The organism is Mycobacterium talmoniae (assembly GCF_001854525.1).
Taxonomy (GTDB): Bacteria; Actinomycetota; Actinomycetes; order Mycobacteriales; family Mycobacteriaceae; genus Mycobacterium; species Mycobacterium talmoniae.
Genome location: NZ_MLQM01000097.1, coordinates 1 through 20,079 on the forward strand (window position 1 = coordinate 1; position 20,079 = coordinate 20,079).

Consider the following 20,079-nt stretch of genomic DNA (forward strand, 5'->3'; position numbering starts at 1 on the left):
GGCCCGAGGGGGTGGGCCAGGCCTCGGGGCGGGCGATCCGCGCCAGCCTGATCACCGTCGTGGTCACCGACATGGTGCTCACCCTGCTGTTCTGGGGCAACAACACCGGCGTCCAGATCTCGGGGTAGCCATGCCGAGTTTTCACGACCCCACCGGACGCGGAGCCAGCACCCGCGCGCTGCGCATCCGCGGCCTGATCGTGGCCGTGGTGGCGGCCGTCGCGGCCACCGTGCTGTATCACCTGGCCACCGGGCGCTACGACGACACCTTCAGGCTGACCGTGTTGGCCAACACCATCGGCGAGGGACTGGCACCCGGCGCCGAGGTCAAATTCCACGGGCTGGCGATTGGCACCGTGAAGTCTCTGGAGTCGGCCGGGTACAACAAGCAGCGGATGAGGGTGGAACTCGATCCACGCCAAGCCAAAGCGCTGACCGCCGACACCCAAGCCCAGTTCACATCGTCGAATGTGTTTGGCAGCGCGGTGGTCGAACTGGTCAGCAGCGGGGTGGGCGGCCCGCTCAAGCCGAACCAAACGTTGGTGATGGGCACCGGTGTGCAGGCCGCCTCGATCACCGGACTGTTGCGGCAGGGCCAGAAAATCGGCCAGATCGTCGATTCGCCGGACGTCAACCACATCCTCGCGGTGCTGCGGGCACACGGCGACCTGACCGAACCGGTCGCCAAATCGATCGTCGACTTCGCCAAGATCCTGGCCGACGCCCAAACCGTGCCGTTCTCGCAGACCCTGGCCGTGATGGCGGGGCTCGTCAACGGCCTCAACGACTTTGTTCCGCTGGTGGGGTTGCTCAACGAATTGCTGGACGGATTGCAGTTCCTGGGTGAGCCGGGTGGGGCGGAGCGAACCACACATGTCCTGCACCAGGCCGGCCGCCTGCTCGGCGACGTCGGCGCGTTGCTGGCCAAGAACCTGCCCTGGCTGGTCCCGTTGGTCGCCTCGATCATGAACCTGTCGGTGCCGTCGGCGTATCTGTTCGGCAGTTTGGCGCCGTCCTATGACCGGCTGTCGGGTGTACTCGACCGGACCAGCGCCGCATTTCCCTTCCAGGACGGCAGGGTTCGGATGCAGATCGAGGTCATCTTGGACGCGGCGCCCGGTGTCGCGGCCGCGCTGCCGTCGACGCCCGGAGGTGGCCGATGAGAAGCATCTCCACGGCGGTGTTGTGGCTCACCGCGTTCACCGCGGTCAGCGCGGTGTGCGCGGTCATCGTGATCACCGCCTTGCGCAGCCCGGTCACCGGCGCCCTCACCCGGTACAGCGCCACCTTCTCCGACGTGTCCGGGTTATTCGTCGGCGACGACGTCCGCATTTCCGGGGTGCAAGTCGGCAAAGTGGAGACGATCCGGCTCGACGGCCGCCACGCCAAGATCGACTTCAGCGTGCTGGCCGACCACCCCGTGTACCAAGACACCCACGCCGCCGTCCGGTACCAGAATCTGCTCGGTCAGCGCTACGTGGAACTCATCCAGCCGGCCGGGGGCCGGCGGCTGCCCGCCGGCGCGGAAATCCCGCTCGGGCGCACCATTCCGTCGTTCGACGTCACCAAGCTGTTCAACGGGTTTCGGCCGATATTCCAAACGCTCGACCCTGCCCAGTTCAACCAGTTCGGCGAGAATCTGCTGCGGGTCATCCAGGGCGATGAGACCGGGGTGGGGCCGTTTTTGCACGATCTCGACACGCTGTCGGATTTGGCCGTCGATCGCCAGGCCGTGCTGAAGGTGTTGATCGGCAACCTCGCCCAAATCTCTCATGATCTCGGCGGCAAGTCCCAGCAGTTGTTCCGACTGATCGCAACGTTGAATGACGTGCTGGCAAAATTCACCTCCAAAGCCCAGGAGTTCAGCGACTCGATCGACCTAGAGTTGCCGACCTTCCGCAACGCCGTGCACCTGCTGCAATACATCGAACGCATCTTTGACGGCACCACCACGCCGCTGTATGACCTGCTGAGCCGGATGTGGCCGCAAACCCCCACCATCATCGCCGGCCTGTCGTTGGTGCCGTCCCTGATCCAGGGGATGCGTGACTCCCTGGTCGACGACACGCCGGCCAAGCCGAAGTTCGCCTGCTCGCACGGCGAAGTCACGCTGCCGGGCATCGGGCAGGTGTCGTTCACGCAACAGAATCTGGTGGTGTGCCGGCCATGACGTTCCGTCGCCGCCCGCGCCGCGACCGACAGGCCGTGCTCGACGAGCACGCCGCGGCAGCACGTAACCGTCGGCACGGCATCGTCGCCCTGGTGGTCATCGTCGCCGCCCTGGCCGCCACCGGTTTGGCGTACCTGAACCCGACCGGAAAGACCACCTATACCGCGCATCTGAGCACCGCCGGAGGCGTTCGCCCCGGCGACGAAGTGCGGATCGCCGGCATCAACGTCGGCGCCGTCACCGGGATCCGGTTGCGCGGAACCGAAGTCGAAATGACCTTCGACGTCCAGCACTCGGTGGCGGTGGGCTCGCAGTCCACGCTGGAGGTCAAGATGCTGACCCCGCTGGGCGGCCACTACGTGGCGCTGGCCCCCAAGGGCGAGATCCCGTTGGGTCGCACGGTGCTTCCCGCGCAAAACACCACCACCCCGTTCGAAATCAGCGACATCATTCAAACCGCAACCCCCCTGGTCAAGGAGGTCAACGGGCAAGTCATCCACGACACCTTCAGCGAGGTCGCCAACGCCGCGAATCGGTATCCCGACGCGCTGCGCGACGTGCTCACGTCCGCGCACGCGCTAACCGAATCGTTGAGCACCATGACCACCGACTTCCACAAGGGCCTGAATTTCGCCGGCAACGGCATCAGCGCCATGGTCGCGGGCCGCAAACAGATCGTGGCGTTGACCGAGCAGCTCGCGCTGCTCGGCCGGACCTACACCGCCAAATCCGTCGATATCGTCGAGTACTTCACCGCGCTCGACGAATTGGCGCGGATGATCGACCGCTTCATGGTGTTCTACGGCCGCGAAGTCGCACCGATCGTCAACGGCATCGACGACATCATCGACACGCTCGTCGCGCACCCCGACCGGCTCGGCCAGGCAGCGATCAGCCTCGGCCAGGCCCTGGAAATCGTGTGGCCGATGCTCAGCGGCAACGGCATCACGATCGACGAAGGCCACTTTTTGGTTCCCGGACAAGACCTCTGCCTCCCCCACATCATGAGGCAGTGCTGACATGGCGTCGATCCTGCACCGCCTCGCAGCGACCCGCCACCGGTTGCGGTCGCGGGGAGCGGTTGCGCTGATGTTGGTGGTGGCGGCCGGGGCCGCCGCCGCGGTCACGCTCGGTGCAAAAGCGGCGCTGCCGAAGCTCGCCGACACCCGCGCGCTCTGTGCCGAATTCAGCGACGCGATCGGGCTTTATCCAGGCAACAAGGTGATGCTGCTGGGGATCGAGGTCGGTTCGGTGACCACCATCGTCAACCAACCCGACCACGTCCGGGTCGACTTCACCGTGCCCACCGACCTCGACCTGCCCGACGACGTCGGCGCCGTCACCTATTCGCAGTCGATCGTGACCGATCGGCACGTCGAATTAACCAAACCCTACGGCGGCGGCGCGAAATTCGCCGGCGGCCACTGCATCAGCAGGGACGCCACCAAAACCCCGATCGGGGTCAGCGAAACCTTCTCCGCCCTGGGCAAACTCAGCGACGACATCTTGGGCGCCGAAACCGGCGAAGACCCGGCGCACGCCCCCGGGGTGCAAGCACTCAATGACAGCCTCAAGGCGGCCAGCCGGTCCCTGGACGGCACCGGCCCCGCGCTCAACCAAACACTGCGGGATCTGGTCACCATGCTCGGCGACCCGTATACGGCCGACGCCGACTACCGCAAGTTGTTCGAGAACTCCGAAATCCTGACCTCGGGCTGGCTCAAGCATTGGGACACCTTTGTCACCCTGGTGCAGACGCTGCCCGACACCACCGGCCTGATCACCGGCCTGTCCGACAACTTCGCGTCGGCGCTGGAGCATCTCAACCACCTGGTGCCGATCCTCGTCGATGCGCTCAACCGGTTCGCGCCGCGCGCCTACCACAACATCGGTGACAAGCTGATCCCTTGGATCAGGGATCTGCTGAACGCCTACACCCCCCACATCCTGAGCTTCGTCGCCACCCTGCCGCCGGTGATCAACTGGCTGTCCGATATCTACGAGCCGGTGTGGGGCACCCACAACATCACCTATATCCCGCCGCACGTGGCGATTTCACCGTCGCAGGCCAGTGCGATCTGCGCCAACCTGGCCCAACGCAACGTGCCGGGTGCCGGGGCGGCCTGCGCACCGGGCACGGCGTCCGATCCGGTCACCCTCGGGCTGACGGACCTGATTATGGGGGCGGCGCTGGCACCATGATTCGACGATCGAGCGTTCTGCGGGTCAGCGCCGTGCTGCTGGCCGGCCTCGCTATCGCTGCGGCGCCGGCCTGCTCGCTGGACCCGACCCGATTGCCGGTGCCCGGGGCGTTTCAACCGGTCGACAAATACACCATCGCGATCGAGTTCTCGTCCGTGTTGAACCTGCCCGCCCGGGCGAAAGTGGACTCCGGCGGCGTGCAGGTCGGGGTCTTGGACCGGGTGCAACTGATCGGCGACACCGCGGTGGCCTACGTGGACCTGTCCGGCGATGTGAAACTGCCGCAAAACATCCGGGCCGAGCTGCGTCAGGCCACCATCCTCGGCGACATCTACATCGCGCTGTTTCCGCCGGAGCACCCCGCGCCCAGCACCCTGCGCGACGGCGACACCGTCCCGCTGGGTAACACCGTGCCGGCCGACAATGTCGAGGACGCGCTGCGGTCGGCGTCAAACCTGGTGACCGGTGGGGCGATCGGCACCCTGCAACAGTCCGTGCTCGACCTCAACAAGGCGTTCCCGAAGGATCCCAATGAGCTTATCCGGATCAAAAACAAGCTGACCGGGGTGCTGAACGACTTGGCCGCCAACCAGGACACCGTCGACGCGATCCTGGCCAGCATGGAGAACATCAGCAATAGCCTGGCGGCCAACACCGATACCTTCGACCGGCTGGTCACCGAGGGCCCGCCCAAGCTGCAGGGCCTGTCCAGCGTGGTGCTCAGCATCGTGCAGCTCATCGTCGACGCCCGCGGCATCGGCACCAGCGGCGGGGACCTGCTCAACCCGATCATGCCGGACCTGATGCAGATGCTGTCGTTCATCTCGCCGTTCGTGGCGACGGTGAGCACCGCCGACACCACCATCCCGGTCGTCGCCGACAAGGTCGTCGCCCTGGTCCGCGACAAGCTCGTCCCGTTCTTCGGCAACGGGGGACCGAAATACACCGTGTCCGAGATCCACCCGCCGGACGGGTCGTTGGGCATCAACCCCAGCCCGACAGCCGACGAACTGATTCGGGCGATGCAGACGATGGGGCTGATGCCATGAAGTTCAACGCGGGAGTCACCCTGGTGATCCTGGCGCTGCTGGCGACGCTCGGCGCCGGGTACATGTCGCTGGGGGTGCTCGACATGGGTCCGACCAAACGGGTCACCCGGGTGACGCTGATGCTGAACACCTCGGGTGGGTTGTTGCCGACGTCGCAGGTCACGATGCGCGGCGTGCGGGTGGGCCGGGTGACCGGTATCCAAGCCACCCGAACCGGTCTGGCGGTGTCCATCGACCTCGACGCCGACCATCCGGTGCCGGCCGCCAGCGCGGTCAGCGTGCAGAATCTCTCGGTCGCCGGGGAACAGTTCATCAACTTCGCGCCGACGGTCATCGCGCCACCGTATTTCGCCGACGGTGCGCAGATTCCGGCGGATCGGGTGGCGCCCACGGTGACGGTCAGCGACCTGCTGACCAAGGTGCAGGCGTTGTTTTCCGCCCTCAACCCCGACGACATCCGCACCGTGGTGTCCAATGTGGCTGCGGCGTTCGCCGGCAACGACGCCACCCTCGACTCGCTGGCCACCACGGCCGGGTTGTTCGCCGACGTGGTCCGCGACGACAACCAGCTGCTGGCAACCTTGTTCAGCAATGTGTCGACGCTGACCACCGGGATGGGTGATCTGCAGGTGGGCAGGGTGTTCAGCGAGACCGGCACGCTGCTGCCGTCGGCGGTGCCGGCCTTCGTCCGGCTGGTCCAGGCCTTCGAAAACATCTCCTACACCGGCCAGGGGGTGTTGGGCGGCGACGAACCCGTCGGTCAACTCGTCGGCAGGATCAGCGAATACCTCGACGACCTGTCCGGTCCGCTGGGCACGTTCGCGACGGTGCTGCAGCCGGTGACCGCACCGCTGCGCGGGGTCAAGGTCGACTCCGGGCATTGGCTGGACTTCTGGGAATCGACGTTCAACAACACCGGCGGCATGCGGGTGCATCTGATGGTGCCGGAATGGCAACAACCCTGAAATAGCAGGAGGTTCAGACAACATGACAAGCTCCGTCGACACGGTGGACGACACCGAGCACACGCCGGATGCCGTCGAGGCCCCGGACGCAATCAGCGCCGGGCCCGCGGCGGACGACCCGGTCACCACCCGCACTCGGAAACGCCGGCTTCGGGTGGTGGCGGCTGGCCTGGTGGCGGCCGCGGTGGTTACCGGTGGGGTGTTCGGCTACCTGAAATACCGCGGCACCGCAGATGAATTGGCTCGGATGCACCGCGCCGAGGCCGACAGCAACACCGCGGCGCAGCTGGCGAAAGACTACGCCCTGAAGTCGCTCACCTACAGCTTCGAGGACCCCGACGCCTTCTTCCGCTCGGTCGAGCAGGGGGTGTCGTCGACGCTGAAGGACAAATTCGTCAACGCCACCGGCTTTCTGAAAAGTTTGATGCTGCAGGCCCAGGTGTCCTCGACCGGTGAAGTGGTGGCCACCGACCCGATCGCTCAGCCCGGCGACGTGTACGAGGTGGTGGTGTCGGCCTATCAGACCACCCGCAACCTGCAGAACCCCGAGCCCCGGGTGTCGGTGATGCTGCTGCAAGTCACCGTCAACAAGGTCGGCGACACGTGGCAGGTGTCCGACATCGGGCCCAAACCCGGCAGCCACACCCCCGCCGAAGGTCAGGGAGTGCTGCCCGAGTTGAGTCCCGCACCCGCGCCCGCGACCCCGGGCCGGTAGCCCGCCCCGGGGCGCCCGGTCGCGTTTCAGCCCACCGTGTCCGGACACAGCGTCTGCCGCGCGACGGACTCCAGCCGCAGCAGGTCCCCACGGGTGGCGCCCGGGTAGGGTTGTTGCGCCGCCGCGTCCGGGCTCGCGCCCCGGCGCAGCTCCGCACACATCGCGTAACCCGTCTGGATCAACAGCGGGCCGCTGAACGAGTTCACTGTGATGGCCCCGGGCGTGGTGTTCAGGATATTCAGGTAGTCGTCCTCGGGTGTGGCGTGGGCCGGTGCGGCAAGCGCCAGCAGGGTGGGTGCCGCCAGCGCGGCGAGCAACCCCCGCCGTTTCCCGTCGCGGGGGCTCATCACGGCGCGCAGTACTGGCGGGCCTCGACCAATTCCTGTCGGGCATGGCGCAGATCGCTGTCCAGGTCCGCCGCGTGGTAGGGGTTGGTGCCGTTGAGCTGATCGGCGACCGTGCTCGACCACAGCCGCAGGTCGATCGCGGCCGGGCTGGTCAACCCGAACAGCGGACTCTGTGCGGTCTGAACCTGGGTGCCCACGTTCGGCGGCGGATCGGCGGTAATCAGGTTGAACGCGGCCTCGAGCCGGTTCGCCGCCGGCAAGATGATGTCACATTCCGGGTCCTGCGCCACCGCCGCTGGCGCGGTCAGCGCCCAGGTGATCGCCGCGGCCATCGCCGCCAGGCCGACGCGGGCGGCGCTCATGGCTTCGTCGCCACGGCCAGGATGTAATCGGAGTGCAGCGCGGTGATCCGAAAACCCAGCGGAGTAAAGGAATAGCGAACGATCGGGTTGACATGGCGCATGTCGGGGTGGCGCAGCCGCTGCCGCAAAAACTTGCCCAGCGGCGGATAAACGTCGTCGCTGATGGAGCGCGTCTGCGCGTCGACGAAACCGACATCGAGCAGCAGGTCGCGGTAGCCGGCCAGGTCCGCCGCTCCCCGCACCGCCCGTGGTGACGCGGAGCGCCATCCCAGTCGGGACACCTCGGCGCGAGCCGGCACGGTGAGCAGCGTGCGTTTCGGCACGATGTCGGCGGTCACCAGCCGGCCGCCCGGCTTGAGCACCCGAAGCGCTTCGGCGAAGAAGGCCACCCGGGACGGGAAGTGGAACGCCGACTCCAAGGCCACGACCTTGGTGCACGATTGGTCATCGAACGGCAGCTCGGTGGCCGACGCTTCCACGTAGCTGATGCGTTTAGCCAAGCCCGCCTCGGCCACCCGTGCGGTGGCGATGGCGATCTGTTCGGCGGCCAGGTTTACTCCGGTGATGCGCTTGGGCTTGAATTCCTTGATCCACAACAGGTCTTGGTCGCCGTAGCCCGGGCCGCAGTCCACCACGGTATCCGATGAGGTGAAGCCGGCGGTGCGCGCCACCAGGCGGGCCAACTCCCGGCTGGCCTCGTCCAGCGTGGCCGGCCGGTTCTGCCAGTAGCCGAAGTTGATGAACAGCGATTCCTCGCCGAACAGGTTCTGGGTACCGATGATGTCGTAGACCTGACCGGTTTTAGGGCTGTCGGAGGGCGCTATCGCCACCCGCATCATCCGGCCCCATTCGCCGGCCCACCGACGCAGTCGGTCACCGGTGGATTCGTCGTCGATGTTGCGCGCGATGGTGGCCATGGACGCTCCGTTCGTGCTGGGGGATGTTGGGTTTATCCGAGTGACATGGTTTTTGCGCCCAGCCTCCCGACCGCGGGGGCCAGCCGGTTCAGCCGGTATTGCAGATGCGCCTCGGTGGTCACGGGAACGACCTGCTGGTTGTTTTTGACCGCTTTGACGATGCGTTTGGCCACCTTGTCGGGGCCGTAGCGGCGCAGCCGGTACGCGCGGTCGACCCTTGCCAGCTTGCGCTGGGCGTCCTGCTCGGGCAGGCCGGAGACCACCGAACTGCGAATGATGTTGGTGTGCACCACCCCCGGGCAGATCGTGCTGACACCGACCCCCGACCCGGCCAGCTCGGCCCGCAGGCAGTCGGAGAACATGAACACCGCGGACTTGCTGGTGGCGTAGGCGCTCAAGCCCTGTGCCGGTGAATAGGCCGCCATGCTGGACAGGTTGACGATGTGCCCCCCGAGCCCGCGGCTAGCCATCGCGGACGCAAACGCGCGGCAGCCGTGCACCACCCCGTACAGATTGACGTCGAGCACCCGCTTGAAGTCTTCGGCCGGCGTGGCGAGGAACCGCCCGGCCTGGCCGATACCGGCATTGTTGACCAACACGTCGGGCACCCCGTGCGCGGTGAGGACCTCGTCGGCGTGCGCGAGCACCGCCGCCTCGTCGGCGACATTGAGCTGGTAGGCGTGTGCGGTGCCGCCGGCCTCGGCAATCAGCGCGGCCGTCTCCTTGGCCGAGGCCAAGTTGACATCGGAGAGCACGATCTCGGCGCCCTCGCGGGCGAACGCCAGCGCGGTCTGGCGTCCGATTCCGCTGCCAGCGCCGGTGATCACGACCAGCTGGTGTTCGAAGGCTTTGTGGGCCTTGCCCATCTCGGCGCGGCGCAACCCCCGTGGCGCGGGCTGCCCGGACACGAAATCGATCAGCTCGGTGGTGGCGGTGGCCAGCAACTCGGGATGCGAAAACGCGAGCCAGTGCCCGCCCTTGACCACCCGCCGCCACACCGCCGGGACCCAGTTCGGTTCGTCGTCGTAGCACGCCTGGCGCACCGCGGGGTCCCGGGTGCCCACGATCACCTGCACCGGCACCTGGGTGAAGCGCTCCTGGCCCTTTTTCAGCCGGGAAACCAGCGACAACACGGTGGCCCGATAGATCCGCAGCCCGTTACCGATGTCCCGGTTGAAGGTTGGCCCCAGGAAGATCTGTTCGACAGCGGCGCCCTCGGCGCGGGACAGCTGCTTACGCCAACGTTCTTCGGTGGCGAACAGTCGTAACGTGGCCTTCGGCAGCACCGGCAGCATCAGGTAGAACATGTAGCTCAGCGACCCGAGCTGGGCCAACACCAGCGCGAGATTCCTCGGTGTCGGACGCCGTAGCCGATTGCGGGCCCACATCACCAGATGCGCGACATTAGGACCCGACACCGAGGTGAAGGACGCGACCCGGTGTTGACCAACGTTGTCGCACACCGCTTCCCACATCGCCACACTGCCCCAATCATGGGCAAGCACGTGGACGGGAGCCTCGGGGCTGACCGCATCGATCACCGCGAGATAGTCGCTGGCTAGCGCATCCAACGCGAAGTCGCGGTAGCTTCTCGGGTTGCTCGATTGGCCATGGCCCCGGTTGTCCACGGTCACCACGTGAAAGCGGTCCGCCAACAGCGGCACGACACCGTCCCACATGTGGTGCGAATCCGGCCATCCGTGCAGCAGCACGACGGTCGGCCCGTCGGGGTTGCCCTGCTCGTATACGGCGATCTCGATGTCGCCGTTGCGCACGATGCGCAGGGTTTGCGCCGATGCATCGGCTGCCGTGTCGCACTCCCGAGTTTTCGTGGTCATGCCGCTTCCTCAATCTCGTCGAACTCGTGACCTATTCCCGGACAAGCGGTATCGTGTACTGACTGTCTCAGGTTCTCAAAGGATCCGGAGTGGCTATGCGTCCAGCTGACCGTCCCCTCGCACGCAACCCGGTCCGGCCGGTCCTGGCCCTGGTCACCGCGGCGATCAGCGCCGCCGGCGCCCTGTCCCCCACCGCCACCGCCGATTTCGCGCTGCCGGCCTGCCCGCGCTCGGCCACCGTGATCAATCCCGAATCGGTGTTGCCCCATCAGGACTGCCGCCTGCACTCCGGGGACGGCCTGAACTTCGACATCACCCACTGGTCCGCGGATGCCGGGCAGCCGCCGCAGGCGGTCAAGGTGGTCGTGACCGACGGCACCGGCGAGACGGTCCAGACCATCAACGAAATGTTGGAGCCGTCGAGCCCGAGTCCCGTTGGGCTGCAAGACCTCGACGGCGACGGCCGCGACGAACTGGTCGTCCCACTGGCCCGGCACAGCTTCAACGGCAGCCCCAACACCCGGTTCGCGGTATGGCGCGCCGACGGTGACCGGCAACATTTGGAACGCACCCAGATGGTCGGGCAGGCCGTCTATCCCAGCGGCGACGGGTATGTGGTCAGCAACGGCGGGGCGCTCAGCAGCCGTGACCTCACCTTCTACCTGCCGACCGGCGCCGGGTTCACGCTGGTGGTGGTGTTGACGATGGAGGCCGAACAGGTCGACGCGGACAGCCACCGGGTGTTGACGGTGAGTTGCCGCGCCCACCAGGAGGACGGTCTGCACGCCATCGACATGGACGTCTACCAGGCCGAGGACACGTTTTGCGCGTCGCCGGCCGCCAACGCCATTTGGCCTGGCGCCGAGCGCGTGACAATCCGACCGTGGCCCCGGTGGGGGCAATAGCATCGTCATCCGGCGGCTCCGGCCAGGCTTCGCGCCGACCGTCGAGCCTCGGCGATCAGGTTCAGCAGGTGGGCACTCACCGCTTCCCGACGTTCGTAGGGCAGGAAGTGGCCGGCACCGTCGAAGACCACCACCTCACTGTCGGGCAGTTGATCGGCGATGCGTTGCGCATGGATGGGCGAGGTCAACCAGTCCCGGGACCCCGCCATGACGACCACGTTGAGGTGGCGGTACGCGCGCAGCGCCGGGTAGCGGCGGTGGTCCAAGATCGAGCGCCCCAGGGCCGCCACCGCGGCGGGTTGGGCTTGCTCGCCTTGCCGGACTACCCGGTTCAAATCGTGGCGGCGGGGACGCCGACCGAAAGCACCGCGAGCACCCTGCCGCGCCAAAAACAGTGGTCTACTGGGGATCCTCACCCGCTCCGCGATCCGCAGCGCGGCCTTCAGCAGGGCCTCGGTGCCGGGGATCCGCCGGATCGCCCCCATCAGGTCGCCGGCGCTGGTGGCGACGAACATCGCCCCGGCCGCGCGTTGCGCCACGAGCTGCGGGTGGCGCTGCGCCAACGCCACCAACACCATGCCACCCAGGGAATGGCCGCCGAACACGATCGGGCCGTCCGGAACCAGCTGTGCCACCACAGCCGCCAAATCGTCGGCCAGCTGCTCGATGGACGCTGTCGCCACCCGCGCTGAGCGGCCATGGCCGCGGTGATCGTAGGCCAGCACGCGCACCGCCGGGTCCGCGGTGACCACCGACGCCGCCACGTCCTCCCAGATCCGGGCCGAGAGTGTCCACCCGTGGGTCAGCACCACCGTCAGATCGGCGTCGTCCGCGCCCCATTCGGTGACGTTCAGCCACGCGTCATCGAGCGACAACCCGACTTGACGCCACGGGACGTCGCGGTAAACCCTGGTCATCGGCCGGCTACTTACCGGCGCGCGCGGCCGGCACCGCGGTGCCGACACGATCACCGGCCACACCGAGGAGCGGCGACTCGCCGAACCGGTCCAGCAGCCGGCCGCCGAGCCGTTCCAGCCGCTCCACCGAGAACGGCTGGGTCATCCGGCGATTGATGCCGGGGGCGATGCGCAGCATGAAATAGCCGAGCCAGGCTTCCGCGCGGACCGGCACCACCGCGAGGTCGAACCGCACCGCACGGACCGCGGCGCGCGCGACGAGGTTGGGGCTCAGCGGCGAGAACGGCAGCTTCGCGGCGAGTTCCTGCAGCTGCCGGTTGACCCGCTTACCGCGATCCATCAGCTCCTGGTCGACACCCACAGTGATTGCGTGCTCACCGATGTTGGTGTTGATCACCCCGGGGCAGATGGCGCTGACGCCGATACCCTTGGGCCCCAGCTCCAGCCGCAGACACTCGGTGAGCATCTTCACCCCGGCCTTGGACACCGAGTACGCCGACATCACCGGGGTCGGTGTGAACGCCGCCGCCGACGCGATGTTGACGATGTGGCCACCGGCACCGCGTACCACCATCTGGGCGCCGAAAACCCGGCAGCCATGGATCACCCCCATCAGGTTCACCCCGAGTTGGCGGTCCCAATCCGCGGGGCTCAACGCCAGAAACGGCCCGCCGACCAGCATTCCCGCGTTGTTGACCAGCACGTCGACGTACCCGTGATCGGCCAGCACATCGCGGGCGAACGACTCCCACGCCTCGGGGTCGGTGACGTCGAGCCGGGCCGCCGACGCGCGGTGCCCGTGGCCACGGATCATCGCCGTGGTCGCCTCGGCGGCATCCAGGTCGATGTCGGAAACCACCACATGAGCACCGAGTTTGGCGAACCGGATCGCGGTTGCCCGCCCGATACCGCTGCCGGCGCCGGTGACCACCACCAGCTTCGGCCGCAACCCGTTGATCTTCACGCGTTCTCCTTCATCTCGGCAGCCACCGCGGCCGGCACCGCAGGACCAACGCTGTAGCGGTACACGTCGAGGTTGTAATGCCGGTTTTGCCAGTACATTTCGCCATGCGTCGACGGCCGGAACGGGGAATCGCCCTTGTCGTCGATGTAGTAGGTGTTCGAGCCCGCGCAGGTCGGGGTGAACAGGAAGTTGCGCTCTTGCCGTTTGAGGCACTCCTGGAAGTAGGCGTCGTGGGCTTCCTGACGGATTTCGCACACGGTCGCGCCGAGACGTTTGGCTTCGGCGATGGCCCGGCTCAGGTGCGCCGAAGTGGCTTCGATCATCCACAGGTAGGAGCCGAGCACGAATCCGTAGGGGCCGGTAATGGTGAACGCATTCGGGAATCCGGGAATCGAAACGCCTTGATAGGCCTGGTATCGGTGCTCGTCCCAGAACTGCCCGAGGTTGACTCCGTCGCGCCCGATCACCGGGAACGGCGGCACGGCCCGGTTGTCCCACAGCCGGAAACCGGTGGCGCAGATCAACACGTCGATGTCGTGTTCGACGCCGTCGACGGTGCACACCCCGGTGTCGGTGATGCGGTCGATGGACTCGGTGACCAGGCTGACGTCGTCGCGGTTGAACGTCTTGAGGTAGTCGTTGGACATCGACGGCCGCTTGCAGCCCAGCCCGTAGCGCGGGATCAGCTTCTCCCGGATCACCGGGTCGTCGACTTGGCTGCGCATCCAGGCGCGCACCGGAATTTCCGCCAACTGGCGGCTGGCGTCGGTCAGCCAGCGGGGGCCGACCAATTGCCCGCTCATCGCGATTTCGGTGGCCACGGTGCCGACCAGCCGGATCGCCGACCGGAGTCGGCGCTGCCCCATCACCCACCGCCCGACGGACTTCATCTCCACGTCGAACTTGGGAAACACCCAGATCGGGGTGCGCTGGAAGACGGTCAGGTGACCGACCTCCTCGACGATGGCCGGCACCACCTGCAGCGCGGTCGCACCGGTGCCGATGATCGCGACCCGTTTGCCCGCCAGCGCGACATCGTGGTCCCACAGCGCGGTGTGCATCAGGGTCCCGGCGAAGTCGTCGAGACCCGGGATGTCCGGCATCTTCGGGCTCTCCAGCCCGCCGACCGCCATCACGACGTAGCGGCCGGTGATCTGCTGGCCGCCGTCGGTGGTCAGCCGCCACAGGCTGTTGGTCTCGTCGAACACCGCCGCGGTGATGGTGGTGTTCAGCCGCAGCTTGTCCCGCAGACCGTACTTGTCCACCATGTCACTGGCGTAGTCGCGCAGCTCCTCCCCCGGGGCGAACAGCCGCGACCAGTCACCGCGCTGCTCGTAGGAGAAACTGTAGACAAACGACGGAATATCCACCGCCACACCGGGATAGGTGTTTGCATGCCAGGTGCCCCCGACCTGGTCCCATTTGTCGATGATGACGAAGTCGTGAATGCCTTGCCGCTGCAGCGCGATACCGGCTCCGATGCCGCCGAACCCGGCCCCCACGATCACGACCTCGTGGTCGGGGGTCACCCGCTCGGCCGTCGGCAACTCTTCGCTGTCGATGATGGTGCTCAAGGTGGTCCTCCCGCCTACTTGAGGTGTCCGACGAGGGCGCCGTCGTCGCCGAACAGCTCCTGGCGCCACTGCTGTACCAGCGCCTCGGTGTCGATGTCGTCGGGGTGAAAACCCGGCCGCAGGTAGCTGCGCAGGTCCGCCATCAGGCCCTTGACCAGCGGGCCACGGTAGATCCCAATGGTTTCGCGGGCCACCTGGATCGGGTGCCAGCCCGACGGGTCGGTGGCGATGGACATCAGCACCCCCACCGTCACCATGGGGATGGTCAGGCCGTACATCGCCGCCATCACCCCGATGCGGAGCCACTCCGGTCCACCCATCGCCCGGTACACGTCGAACGCCACCGACTTGTGCTCCAACTCCTCCACGGCGTGCCAGTTGAACAGGTTGCGCACCTCGGGATCCTCGGGGATCGCTTGGATCTCCGGACTGGACAGCACCCGCTGGGCCAGGGTGGCGGTGTAGTGCTCGGCCGCGGCCGTCATCGCCAGATGCGCCAGTGCGGGCGCCCGGTTCTCGATCCGCAGGACGAACCGCTCCCGGCGGCTGTCGTGGCCGAAGGTGAACAGCCGCACGAACGGGTAGCCCATGTCGATGAGCTTTTCGTTGAGCCGGCGGTGTTCTTGACCGTGCACCGACTCCTGGCCGATGAACCCGGCCACCCGCTTCTTGAGCACCGGATCGGTCACCCGATCGGCGAACCGCCGCACCGACCGGATGAACGACTCCTCGCCCGGCGGAAACGCCGCCGACAACACCGCCACAAAATGGCTGAACGCGATGTCGCCCTCGACGAAGTGGTGGTTCATCGGCTCGGGATCGCCGAACCGGAACCGGATCCGGCGCACCGCCGGATACGGCGTGTGGCCGTTTTTGGTGGAAACTGCCTGGCTTGCAACCATTTCAGAGGTCTCCTTCACAGGGGTCACTTCAGGTGTTCGACAAGGGCACCCCGAGAGCCGAAGAGCTCGGTCTGCCAGCGCTGCAACAGGTCCGTCGTGTCAATGTCGTCGGGGTGGAAGCCGGGTTTGAGGTAGGTGCGCAGCTCCGCCATCAACCCGCGCAGAATCGGCCCGCGGAACACGTAGCGGGTTTGGCGCACCAGTTGGATCGGGCGCCATCCCCGAGGATCGGTGAGGATCGACAACGCCACCCCTACCGTGACGACCGGGATGGTGAACACGTACATCACCGCCATCACCCCGATCCGGATCCACTCCGGCCCGCCGACCGCCCGGTACACGTCGAACGCCACCGACTTGTGCTCCAACTCCTCCACGGCGTGCCAATTCAGCAGGTGCCAACCCTCCTCATCCGCCGGGATCGCCTGGATCTCTTCGCAACCCAGCACCCGCTGCGCGAGCGTTGCGGTGTAGTGCTCGGCGGCCGCGGTCATCGCCAGATGCACATATCCGGGGGTCAGCTTCTCGATCCGCTCGACGGCCCGCTGCCGGATGGCATCGCGGGGGAAGGTAAACAGCCGCACGAACGGGTAGCCCATCTCGATGAGCTTCTCGTTGAGCCGGCGGTGTTCTTGACCGTGCACCGACTCCTGGCCGATGAACCCGGCCACCCGCTTCTTCAGCACCGGGTCGGTCACCCGATCCGCGAACCGCCGCACCGACCGGATAAACGACTCCTCCCCCGGCGGAAACGCCGCCGACAGCAGCGCCACCAGGTGGCTCAACACGATGTCGCCCTCGACGAAGTGGTGGTTCATCGGCTCCGGTTCGCCGAACCGGAACCGAATCCGGCGCACCTGCGGATACGCCTCCTGCGTCGGCGCGATCGCCGGGGTGGTGGTCATCAGCATGGTCCCCTTCGCCGGATCAAAAGGTCACTTGAGGTGATCGACAAGCTCGCCGTCGGTACCGAAAAGCTGCTGCTGCCAACGCTGCAGCAGCGCGGTGGTGTCGATGTCATCGGGGTGGAAGCCCGGCCGGAGGTACTTCAGCAACTCGGGCATCAGGCCCTTCAACACCGGGCCGCGGTACAGCGCGTACGTCTCCCGGATCAGGCGTAGCGGTTGGCGTCGCGCGATTGGGTCACGCGACAACGAAACTCCCAGCGAGGTCAGGGTCACCGGCAGTGTCAGGGCAATCACGATGGCCATCACGGCGATGCGCAGGGGTTCGGAGCCACCGACCGCGCGGTAGACGTCGAAGGCCACCGACTTGTGCTCGAGTTCTTCCAGAGCATGCCAGTTCAACAGGTTCCACACCTCGTCGTCGCCGGGAATCGCCTGGACTTCCTCGCTGGACAGCACCCGTTCGGCGAGCACCGCGGTGTAGTGCTCGGCCGCCGCGGTCAGCGCCACGTGCGCCCGCCCGGACAGCCGTTGCTCGAAGCGAATCTGCCGTTCTTTCACCGGCTTCGAATCCCACCACCCGATCGAGTAGCCCATCTCGGCGAGCTTCTCGTTGAGGTGGCGATGCTCCTGGCCGTGCATGGATTCCTGGCCGATGAAGCCGGCGACACGTTTCTTCAACACCGGATCGGTGATGCGGTCGGCGAACCGGCGGACCGACCGGATGAAGGCCTCCTCGCCCGGCGGAAAGGCGGCCGACAGCCCGGCCACGAAGTGGCTGAACACGATGTCGTCGTTGACGAAGTACTTGCCCGACGCGCCGTCCTCGCCGAAGCGGAACCGGATCCGTCGGGTCTTGGGATAACTGGCCACTTGCGCTGACCGGGCCGGCGACGCTGCTACCGCCACTGCTCCGTGCGCTGAACGCTGGTTCGCCATGAGGACCATTCCTCTCTCGAACAGTTAGTACCTAGTACTGCTAGTACGTGGTAATGCTCGTCACGATAGCGCGGTCCGGGAGCGGGCCGCAAGACCCTGTGACGGCGGAGCAATACATCGAGAACGGCAGCGTGCCAAGGTGTTCGGCATCAAGGCAGGCGGGCACCACGGTGGCGGCCAGCGCGGCACGCGACCGGCCCACTCGGTCTGGCTGCATTGCCGTCCCTTCCCGCCGCTGCGTGGTCTAATTTTTGGACTGATATGTCACTCTGTCAAGTGCGGGGCTTGACAGACCCCGTCGCGGCAGGATGAGATGCCCAGTACTAGGTACCGCTGGTACCGACTCAGCGTCGAATGGAGCACGCCATGACCACCGCGTCGACGACCAGCGCCACCGCGCGGGCCCGGCAACTACTGGATCCCGATCGGTGTCCGCGGATCGACACCGCCGACCACGGCTACTTCGACGTGCTCGGTGACGGCGCCCCGCCGGTGTACAACCTGGCTCAGCAACTGATGCACACCCGCATCTATTCGGCCGCATATCAGGTCGGCCGGCCGATCGGGCTCAAGCTGGCGAGCGGGCTTCGGGCGCCCGGACGCGACGCGGACCGGGCTCGGGTGTCGGCGTGGCTTGGCCTTCGCTCAGGCTCCACGGTCATCGACATCGGCTGTGGCCCCGGCAATTTCACCGGATGGTTCGGGACGCAGGTGGCACCGGACGGCCTGGCGGTGGGAGTGGATGCCTCGCCGGCGATGCTGCGGCGTGCGGTCGCGGACAACTCCGGTGGGTGCGTCGCGTATCTGCGCGGTGATGCCGAGAACTTGCCGTTCGCGGACGGGGTCGCCGACGCGGTGAGCTGCCTGGCGGCGCTGTATCTGATCAACAATCCGTCGCAGGCGGTCAGCGAGCTCACCCGAGTCCTCAAGCCGGGCGGCCGGGTGGTGATCCTGACCAGCTTGATCCCGGGCGGGACCCGCACCCCCGTGCGCAGCGCGGTGCTGGACACGCTCAGCGGCATCCGATGGTTCGGCCGCCACGAGGTCACCACCTTGCTGGGCGATGCCGGCTGCACCGGCATCGAGCAACATATCGACGGGCTGGCGCAGACCGTCATCGCGACGAAGCGGTAACACCATGGCCTGGACACCCGACGAAATCCCGGATCAGTCCGGCCGCACCTTCGTGGTGACCGGCGCCAATGGCGGGCTCGGTGAGATCACCACCGGGGTGCTCGCCGACAAGGGCGCCACCGTCGTGATGGCCTGCCGCGATGTGGCGAAGGCGCAGACGCTCGCCAGCCGGATCGGTGGCGACGTGCGGGTCGCGCGGCTGGATCTTGCCGACCTGGATTCGGTGCGTGCCTTCGCGGCCCAGCAAGGCGAATTCGACGTCCTGATCAACAATGCCGGGCTGATGAACGTCCCGTTCAGCCGCACCGCCGACGGCTTCGAGACCCAGTTCGGGGTCAACCACCTGGGGCACTTCGCGTTGACCGGGTTGCTGCTCGACCGCATCGGTGACCGTGTGGTCACGCTGTCCAGCATCGCGCACCGGCAGACCCCGAAGCTGTGGATCGACGACCTCAACTACGAGCACCGCCGCTACCAGCGCAACCTGGCGTACGCCCAGTCGAAGCTGGCCAACCTGATGTTTGCCCGCGAACTGCAGCGCCGGTTGACCGAGGTGGGATCGGCCACCCGGTCCTACGCGGTGCACCCGGGTGTATCGGGCACGGACCTGTTCACCAAGACCGAGACGGTGCTCGACCGCGTCGCCAAGCACGGGGCGCGGCTGATCGGCCAGCCCCCGCAGGTGGCGGCGCAGTCCACGCTGTTCGCCGCGACGATGCCGACCGCCGACCCATCGATTTATTGGGGCCCGGCCCGGCTGGGGCAGACCCGCGGCCCGGTGCAGCCCTGCCCATCCAGCCGGTTGTCGCGGCGCCGGGATCTGTGGCGGCGGCTCTGGGCCGAGTCGGAGGCGATGACCGACGTCAGCTACCAGCTGCAGCAGACCTTGCGCTGACCGCACCAATACCCGCCCGGCGGAGATCCGCCGGGCCGGGTGGCTGGCCGGATTACTGAATGGTGGGGATCCGCCCGGTGGGCGGCTCGTCGTCGCCGGCGGCGGGGAACTCGTGCACCCCGAACTTGTGGGTGCCCTCCAGGTCGTCGATGATCGCGGCCTGGGCGTTCTTGGGCAGGGTGTGCAGGATCTCGCGGACCCGGGCCCGGCGCCGGCCGACCGCCTTGCGCTCGGGCATCCCCGGCGACGCGGACAGCTGCGGGGGCACGCCCTCGATCTCCTCGACACCGCCGTGGTGCTGACCGGCATCGAGCATGGCCTGCTCCTCGGCCATGGTGGCCTGGTCCTTTTCCTCCGACATCCCGATCGGCCCGATCCGG

At 67.0% G+C, this 20,079-nt stretch carries 20 protein-coding genes and 2 pseudogenes; 11 read left to right on the forward strand and 11 right to left on the reverse strand.

Going from position 1 to position 20,079, the window contains the following annotated elements:
• The 8 genes and pseudogenes from BKN37_RS29960 to BKN37_RS16840 form a co-directional block, all read left to right on the forward strand.
• Positions 1-128: pseudogene (locus tag BKN37_RS29960) on the forward strand (ABC transporter permease); the annotation flags it as partial.
• A 2-nt stretch (positions 129-130) separates the two neighbouring features.
• Positions 131-1,162 (forward strand): MlaD family protein, encoded by a 1,032-nt coding sequence (locus BKN37_RS16810; protein ID WP_071027886.1) that lies wholly within the window; start codon positions 131-133, stop codon positions 1,160-1,162.
• Complete coding sequence (locus BKN37_RS16815; RefSeq protein ID WP_071027888.1) at positions 1,159-2,169, forward strand: MlaD family protein; 1,011 nt, start codon at positions 1,159-1,161, stop codon at positions 2,167-2,169. Before BKN37_RS16810 ends, BKN37_RS16815 begins: the two co-directional genes overlap by 4 nt.
• Positions 2,166-3,188, forward strand: coding sequence for an MlaD family protein (locus BKN37_RS16820; protein ID WP_071027920.1), 1,023 nt, complete (start codon positions 2,166-2,168; stop codon positions 3,186-3,188). The genes BKN37_RS16815 and BKN37_RS16820 overlap by 4 nt, the downstream gene beginning before the upstream one ends.
• Position 3,189: 1 nt before the next feature.
• Positions 3,190-4,371, forward strand: coding sequence for an MlaD family protein (locus tag BKN37_RS16825; RefSeq protein WP_071027889.1), 1,182 nt, complete (start codon positions 3,190-3,192; stop codon positions 4,369-4,371).
• Positions 4,368-5,420, forward strand: coding sequence for an MlaD family protein (locus BKN37_RS16830; RefSeq protein WP_071027891.1), 1,053 nt, complete (start codon positions 4,368-4,370; stop codon positions 5,418-5,420). The genes BKN37_RS16825 and BKN37_RS16830 overlap by 4 nt, the downstream gene beginning before the upstream one ends.
• The gene (locus BKN37_RS16835; RefSeq protein WP_071027892.1) at positions 5,417-6,385 is read left to right on the forward strand and encodes an MlaD family protein; all 969 of its coding nucleotides are present in this window, start codon (positions 5,417-5,419) and stop codon (positions 6,383-6,385) included. The genes BKN37_RS16830 and BKN37_RS16835 overlap by 4 nt, the downstream gene beginning before the upstream one ends.
• Positions 6,386-6,407: 22 nt before the next feature.
• Complete coding sequence (locus BKN37_RS16840) at positions 6,408-7,100, forward strand: hypothetical protein (RefSeq protein WP_071027894.1); 693 nt, start codon at positions 6,408-6,410, stop codon at positions 7,098-7,100.
• A 26-nt stretch (positions 7,101-7,126) separates the two neighbouring features.
• On the opposite strand, the gene BKN37_RS16845 is transcribed toward BKN37_RS16840, so the two are convergent.
• From BKN37_RS16845 to BKN37_RS16860, 4 genes are read right to left on the reverse strand one after another with little or no spacing between them, the layout of a single operon-like run.
• Positions 7,127-7,447 (reverse strand): DUF732 domain-containing protein, encoded by a 321-nt coding sequence (locus BKN37_RS16845; RefSeq protein ID WP_071027896.1) that lies wholly within the window; start codon positions 7,445-7,447, stop codon positions 7,127-7,129.
• Entirely contained in the window at positions 7,447-7,809 is a 363-nt protein-coding gene (locus tag BKN37_RS16850; RefSeq protein WP_071027898.1) for a hypothetical protein, read from the reverse strand. The genes BKN37_RS16845 and BKN37_RS16850 overlap by 1 nt, the downstream gene beginning before the upstream one ends.
• Positions 7,806-8,726: an SAM-dependent methyltransferase gene (locus BKN37_RS16855; RefSeq protein WP_071027900.1), complete on the reverse strand. Its 921-nt coding sequence runs from the start codon at positions 8,724-8,726 to the stop codon at positions 7,806-7,808. Before BKN37_RS16855 ends, BKN37_RS16850 begins: the two co-directional genes overlap by 4 nt.
• A gap of 32 nt (positions 8,727-8,758) precedes the next feature.
• Positions 8,759-10,564: an SDR family oxidoreductase gene (locus tag BKN37_RS16860; protein ID WP_071027902.1), complete on the reverse strand. Its 1,806-nt coding sequence runs from the start codon at positions 10,562-10,564 to the stop codon at positions 8,759-8,761.
• Between the two features lie 95 nt (positions 10,565-10,659).
• Between BKN37_RS16860 and BKN37_RS16865 the strand changes: the two genes are divergently transcribed.
• Positions 10,660-11,469, forward strand: a complete 810-nt coding sequence (locus tag BKN37_RS16865) for a hypothetical protein (protein ID WP_071027904.1) — start codon at positions 10,660-10,662, stop codon at positions 11,467-11,469.
• A gap of 5 nt (positions 11,470-11,474) precedes the next feature.
• On the opposite strand, the gene BKN37_RS16870 is transcribed toward BKN37_RS16865, so the two are convergent.
• The 6 genes from BKN37_RS16870 to BKN37_RS16895 are packed head-to-tail and all read right to left on the reverse strand — an operon-like array spanning position 11,475 to position 17,640.
• Positions 11,475-12,386: an alpha/beta fold hydrolase gene (locus BKN37_RS16870; protein WP_071027905.1), complete on the reverse strand. Its 912-nt coding sequence runs from the start codon at positions 12,384-12,386 to the stop codon at positions 11,475-11,477.
• Positions 12,387-12,393: 7 nt separating this feature from the next.
• Positions 12,394-13,350 (reverse strand): SDR family NAD(P)-dependent oxidoreductase, encoded by a 957-nt coding sequence (locus BKN37_RS16875; RefSeq protein WP_071027907.1) that lies wholly within the window; start codon positions 13,348-13,350, stop codon positions 12,394-12,396.
• Entirely contained in the window at positions 13,347-14,915 is a 1,569-nt protein-coding gene (locus BKN37_RS16880) for a flavin-containing monooxygenase (RefSeq protein WP_242657278.1), read from the reverse strand. The genes BKN37_RS16875 and BKN37_RS16880 overlap by 4 nt, the downstream gene beginning before the upstream one ends.
• Before the next feature lie 23 nt (positions 14,916-14,938).
• Positions 14,939-15,826 carry a metal-dependent hydrolase gene (locus BKN37_RS16885; protein WP_071027911.1) on the reverse strand — a complete coding sequence of 296 codons (888 nt, stop codon included), beginning with the start codon at positions 15,824-15,826 and terminating at the stop codon, positions 14,939-14,941.
• Between the two features lie 23 nt (positions 15,827-15,849).
• Positions 15,850-16,731 carry a metal-dependent hydrolase gene (locus BKN37_RS16890; protein ID WP_071027923.1) on the reverse strand — a complete coding sequence of 294 codons (882 nt, stop codon included), beginning with the start codon at positions 16,729-16,731 and terminating at the stop codon, positions 15,850-15,852.
• Between the two features lie 30 nt (positions 16,732-16,761).
• Positions 16,762-17,640, reverse strand: a complete 879-nt coding sequence (locus tag BKN37_RS16895) for a metal-dependent hydrolase (RefSeq protein ID WP_071027913.1) — start codon at positions 17,638-17,640, stop codon at positions 16,762-16,764.
• A 396-nt stretch (positions 17,641-18,036) separates the two neighbouring features.
• On the opposite strand from BKN37_RS16895, the gene BKN37_RS16900 reads away from it, so the two are divergent.
• Together BKN37_RS16900 and BKN37_RS16905 are read left to right on the forward strand one after the other, a co-directional pair.
• The gene (locus BKN37_RS16900) at positions 18,037-18,804 is read left to right on the forward strand and encodes a methyltransferase domain-containing protein (protein ID WP_071027925.1); all 768 of its coding nucleotides are present in this window, start codon (positions 18,037-18,039) and stop codon (positions 18,802-18,804) included.
• A gap of 4 nt (positions 18,805-18,808) precedes the next feature.
• The gene (locus tag BKN37_RS16905) at positions 18,809-19,699 is read left to right on the forward strand and encodes an oxidoreductase (protein WP_071027916.1); all 891 of its coding nucleotides are present in this window, start codon (positions 18,809-18,811) and stop codon (positions 19,697-19,699) included.
• Positions 19,700-19,751: 52 nt separating this feature from the next.
• Here BKN37_RS16905 and BKN37_RS16910 read toward each other — a convergent pair.
• Positions 19,752-20,079, reverse strand: a pseudogene (locus BKN37_RS16910) (ABC transporter ATP-binding protein); the annotation flags it as partial.

Coding starts and splice junctions, on each gene's coding strand:
- BKN37_RS16810 (WP_071027886.1), top strand. CDS start 131: ATGCCGAGTTTTCACGACCCCACCGGACGCGGAGCCAGCACCCGCGCG.
- BKN37_RS16815 (WP_071027888.1), top strand. CDS start 1,159: ATGAGAAGCATCTCCACGGCGGTGTTGTGGCTCACCGCGTTCACCGCG.
- BKN37_RS16820 (WP_071027920.1), top strand. CDS start 2,166: ATGACGTTCCGTCGCCGCCCGCGCCGCGACCGACAGGCCGTGCTCGAC.
- BKN37_RS16825 (WP_071027889.1), top strand. CDS start 3,190: ATGGCGTCGATCCTGCACCGCCTCGCAGCGACCCGCCACCGGTTGCGG.
- BKN37_RS16830 (WP_071027891.1), top strand. CDS start 4,368: ATGATTCGACGATCGAGCGTTCTGCGGGTCAGCGCCGTGCTGCTGGCC.
- BKN37_RS16835 (WP_071027892.1), top strand. CDS start 5,417: ATGAAGTTCAACGCGGGAGTCACCCTGGTGATCCTGGCGCTGCTGGCG.
- BKN37_RS16840 (WP_071027894.1), top strand. CDS start 6,408: ATGACAAGCTCCGTCGACACGGTGGACGACACCGAGCACACGCCGGAT.
- BKN37_RS16845 (WP_071027896.1), bottom strand. CDS start 7,447: ATGAGCCCCCGCGACGGGAAACGGCGGGGGTTGCTCGCCGCGCTGGCG.
- BKN37_RS16850 (WP_071027898.1), bottom strand. CDS start 7,809: ATGAGCGCCGCCCGCGTCGGCCTGGCGGCGATGGCCGCGGCGATCACC.
- BKN37_RS16855 (WP_071027900.1), bottom strand. CDS start 8,726: ATGGCCACCATCGCGCGCAACATCGACGACGAATCCACCGGTGACCGA.
- BKN37_RS16860 (WP_071027902.1), bottom strand. CDS start 10,564: ATGACCACGAAAACTCGGGAGTGCGACACGGCAGCCGATGCATCGGCG.
- BKN37_RS16865 (WP_071027904.1), top strand. CDS start 10,660: ATGCGTCCAGCTGACCGTCCCCTCGCACGCAACCCGGTCCGGCCGGTC.
- BKN37_RS16870 (WP_071027905.1), bottom strand. CDS start 12,386: ATGACCAGGGTTTACCGCGACGTCCCGTGGCGTCAAGTCGGGTTGTCG.
- BKN37_RS16885 (WP_071027911.1), bottom strand. CDS start 15,826: ATGGTTGCAAGCCAGGCAGTTTCCACCAAAAACGGCCACACGCCGTAT.
- BKN37_RS16890 (WP_071027923.1), bottom strand. CDS start 16,731: ATGACCACCACCCCGGCGATCGCGCCGACGCAGGAGGCGTATCCGCAG.
- BKN37_RS16900 (WP_071027925.1), top strand. CDS start 18,037: ATGACCACCGCGTCGACGACCAGCGCCACCGCGCGGGCCCGGCAACTA.
- BKN37_RS16905 (WP_071027916.1), top strand. CDS start 18,809: ATGGCCTGGACACCCGACGAAATCCCGGATCAGTCCGGCCGCACCTTC.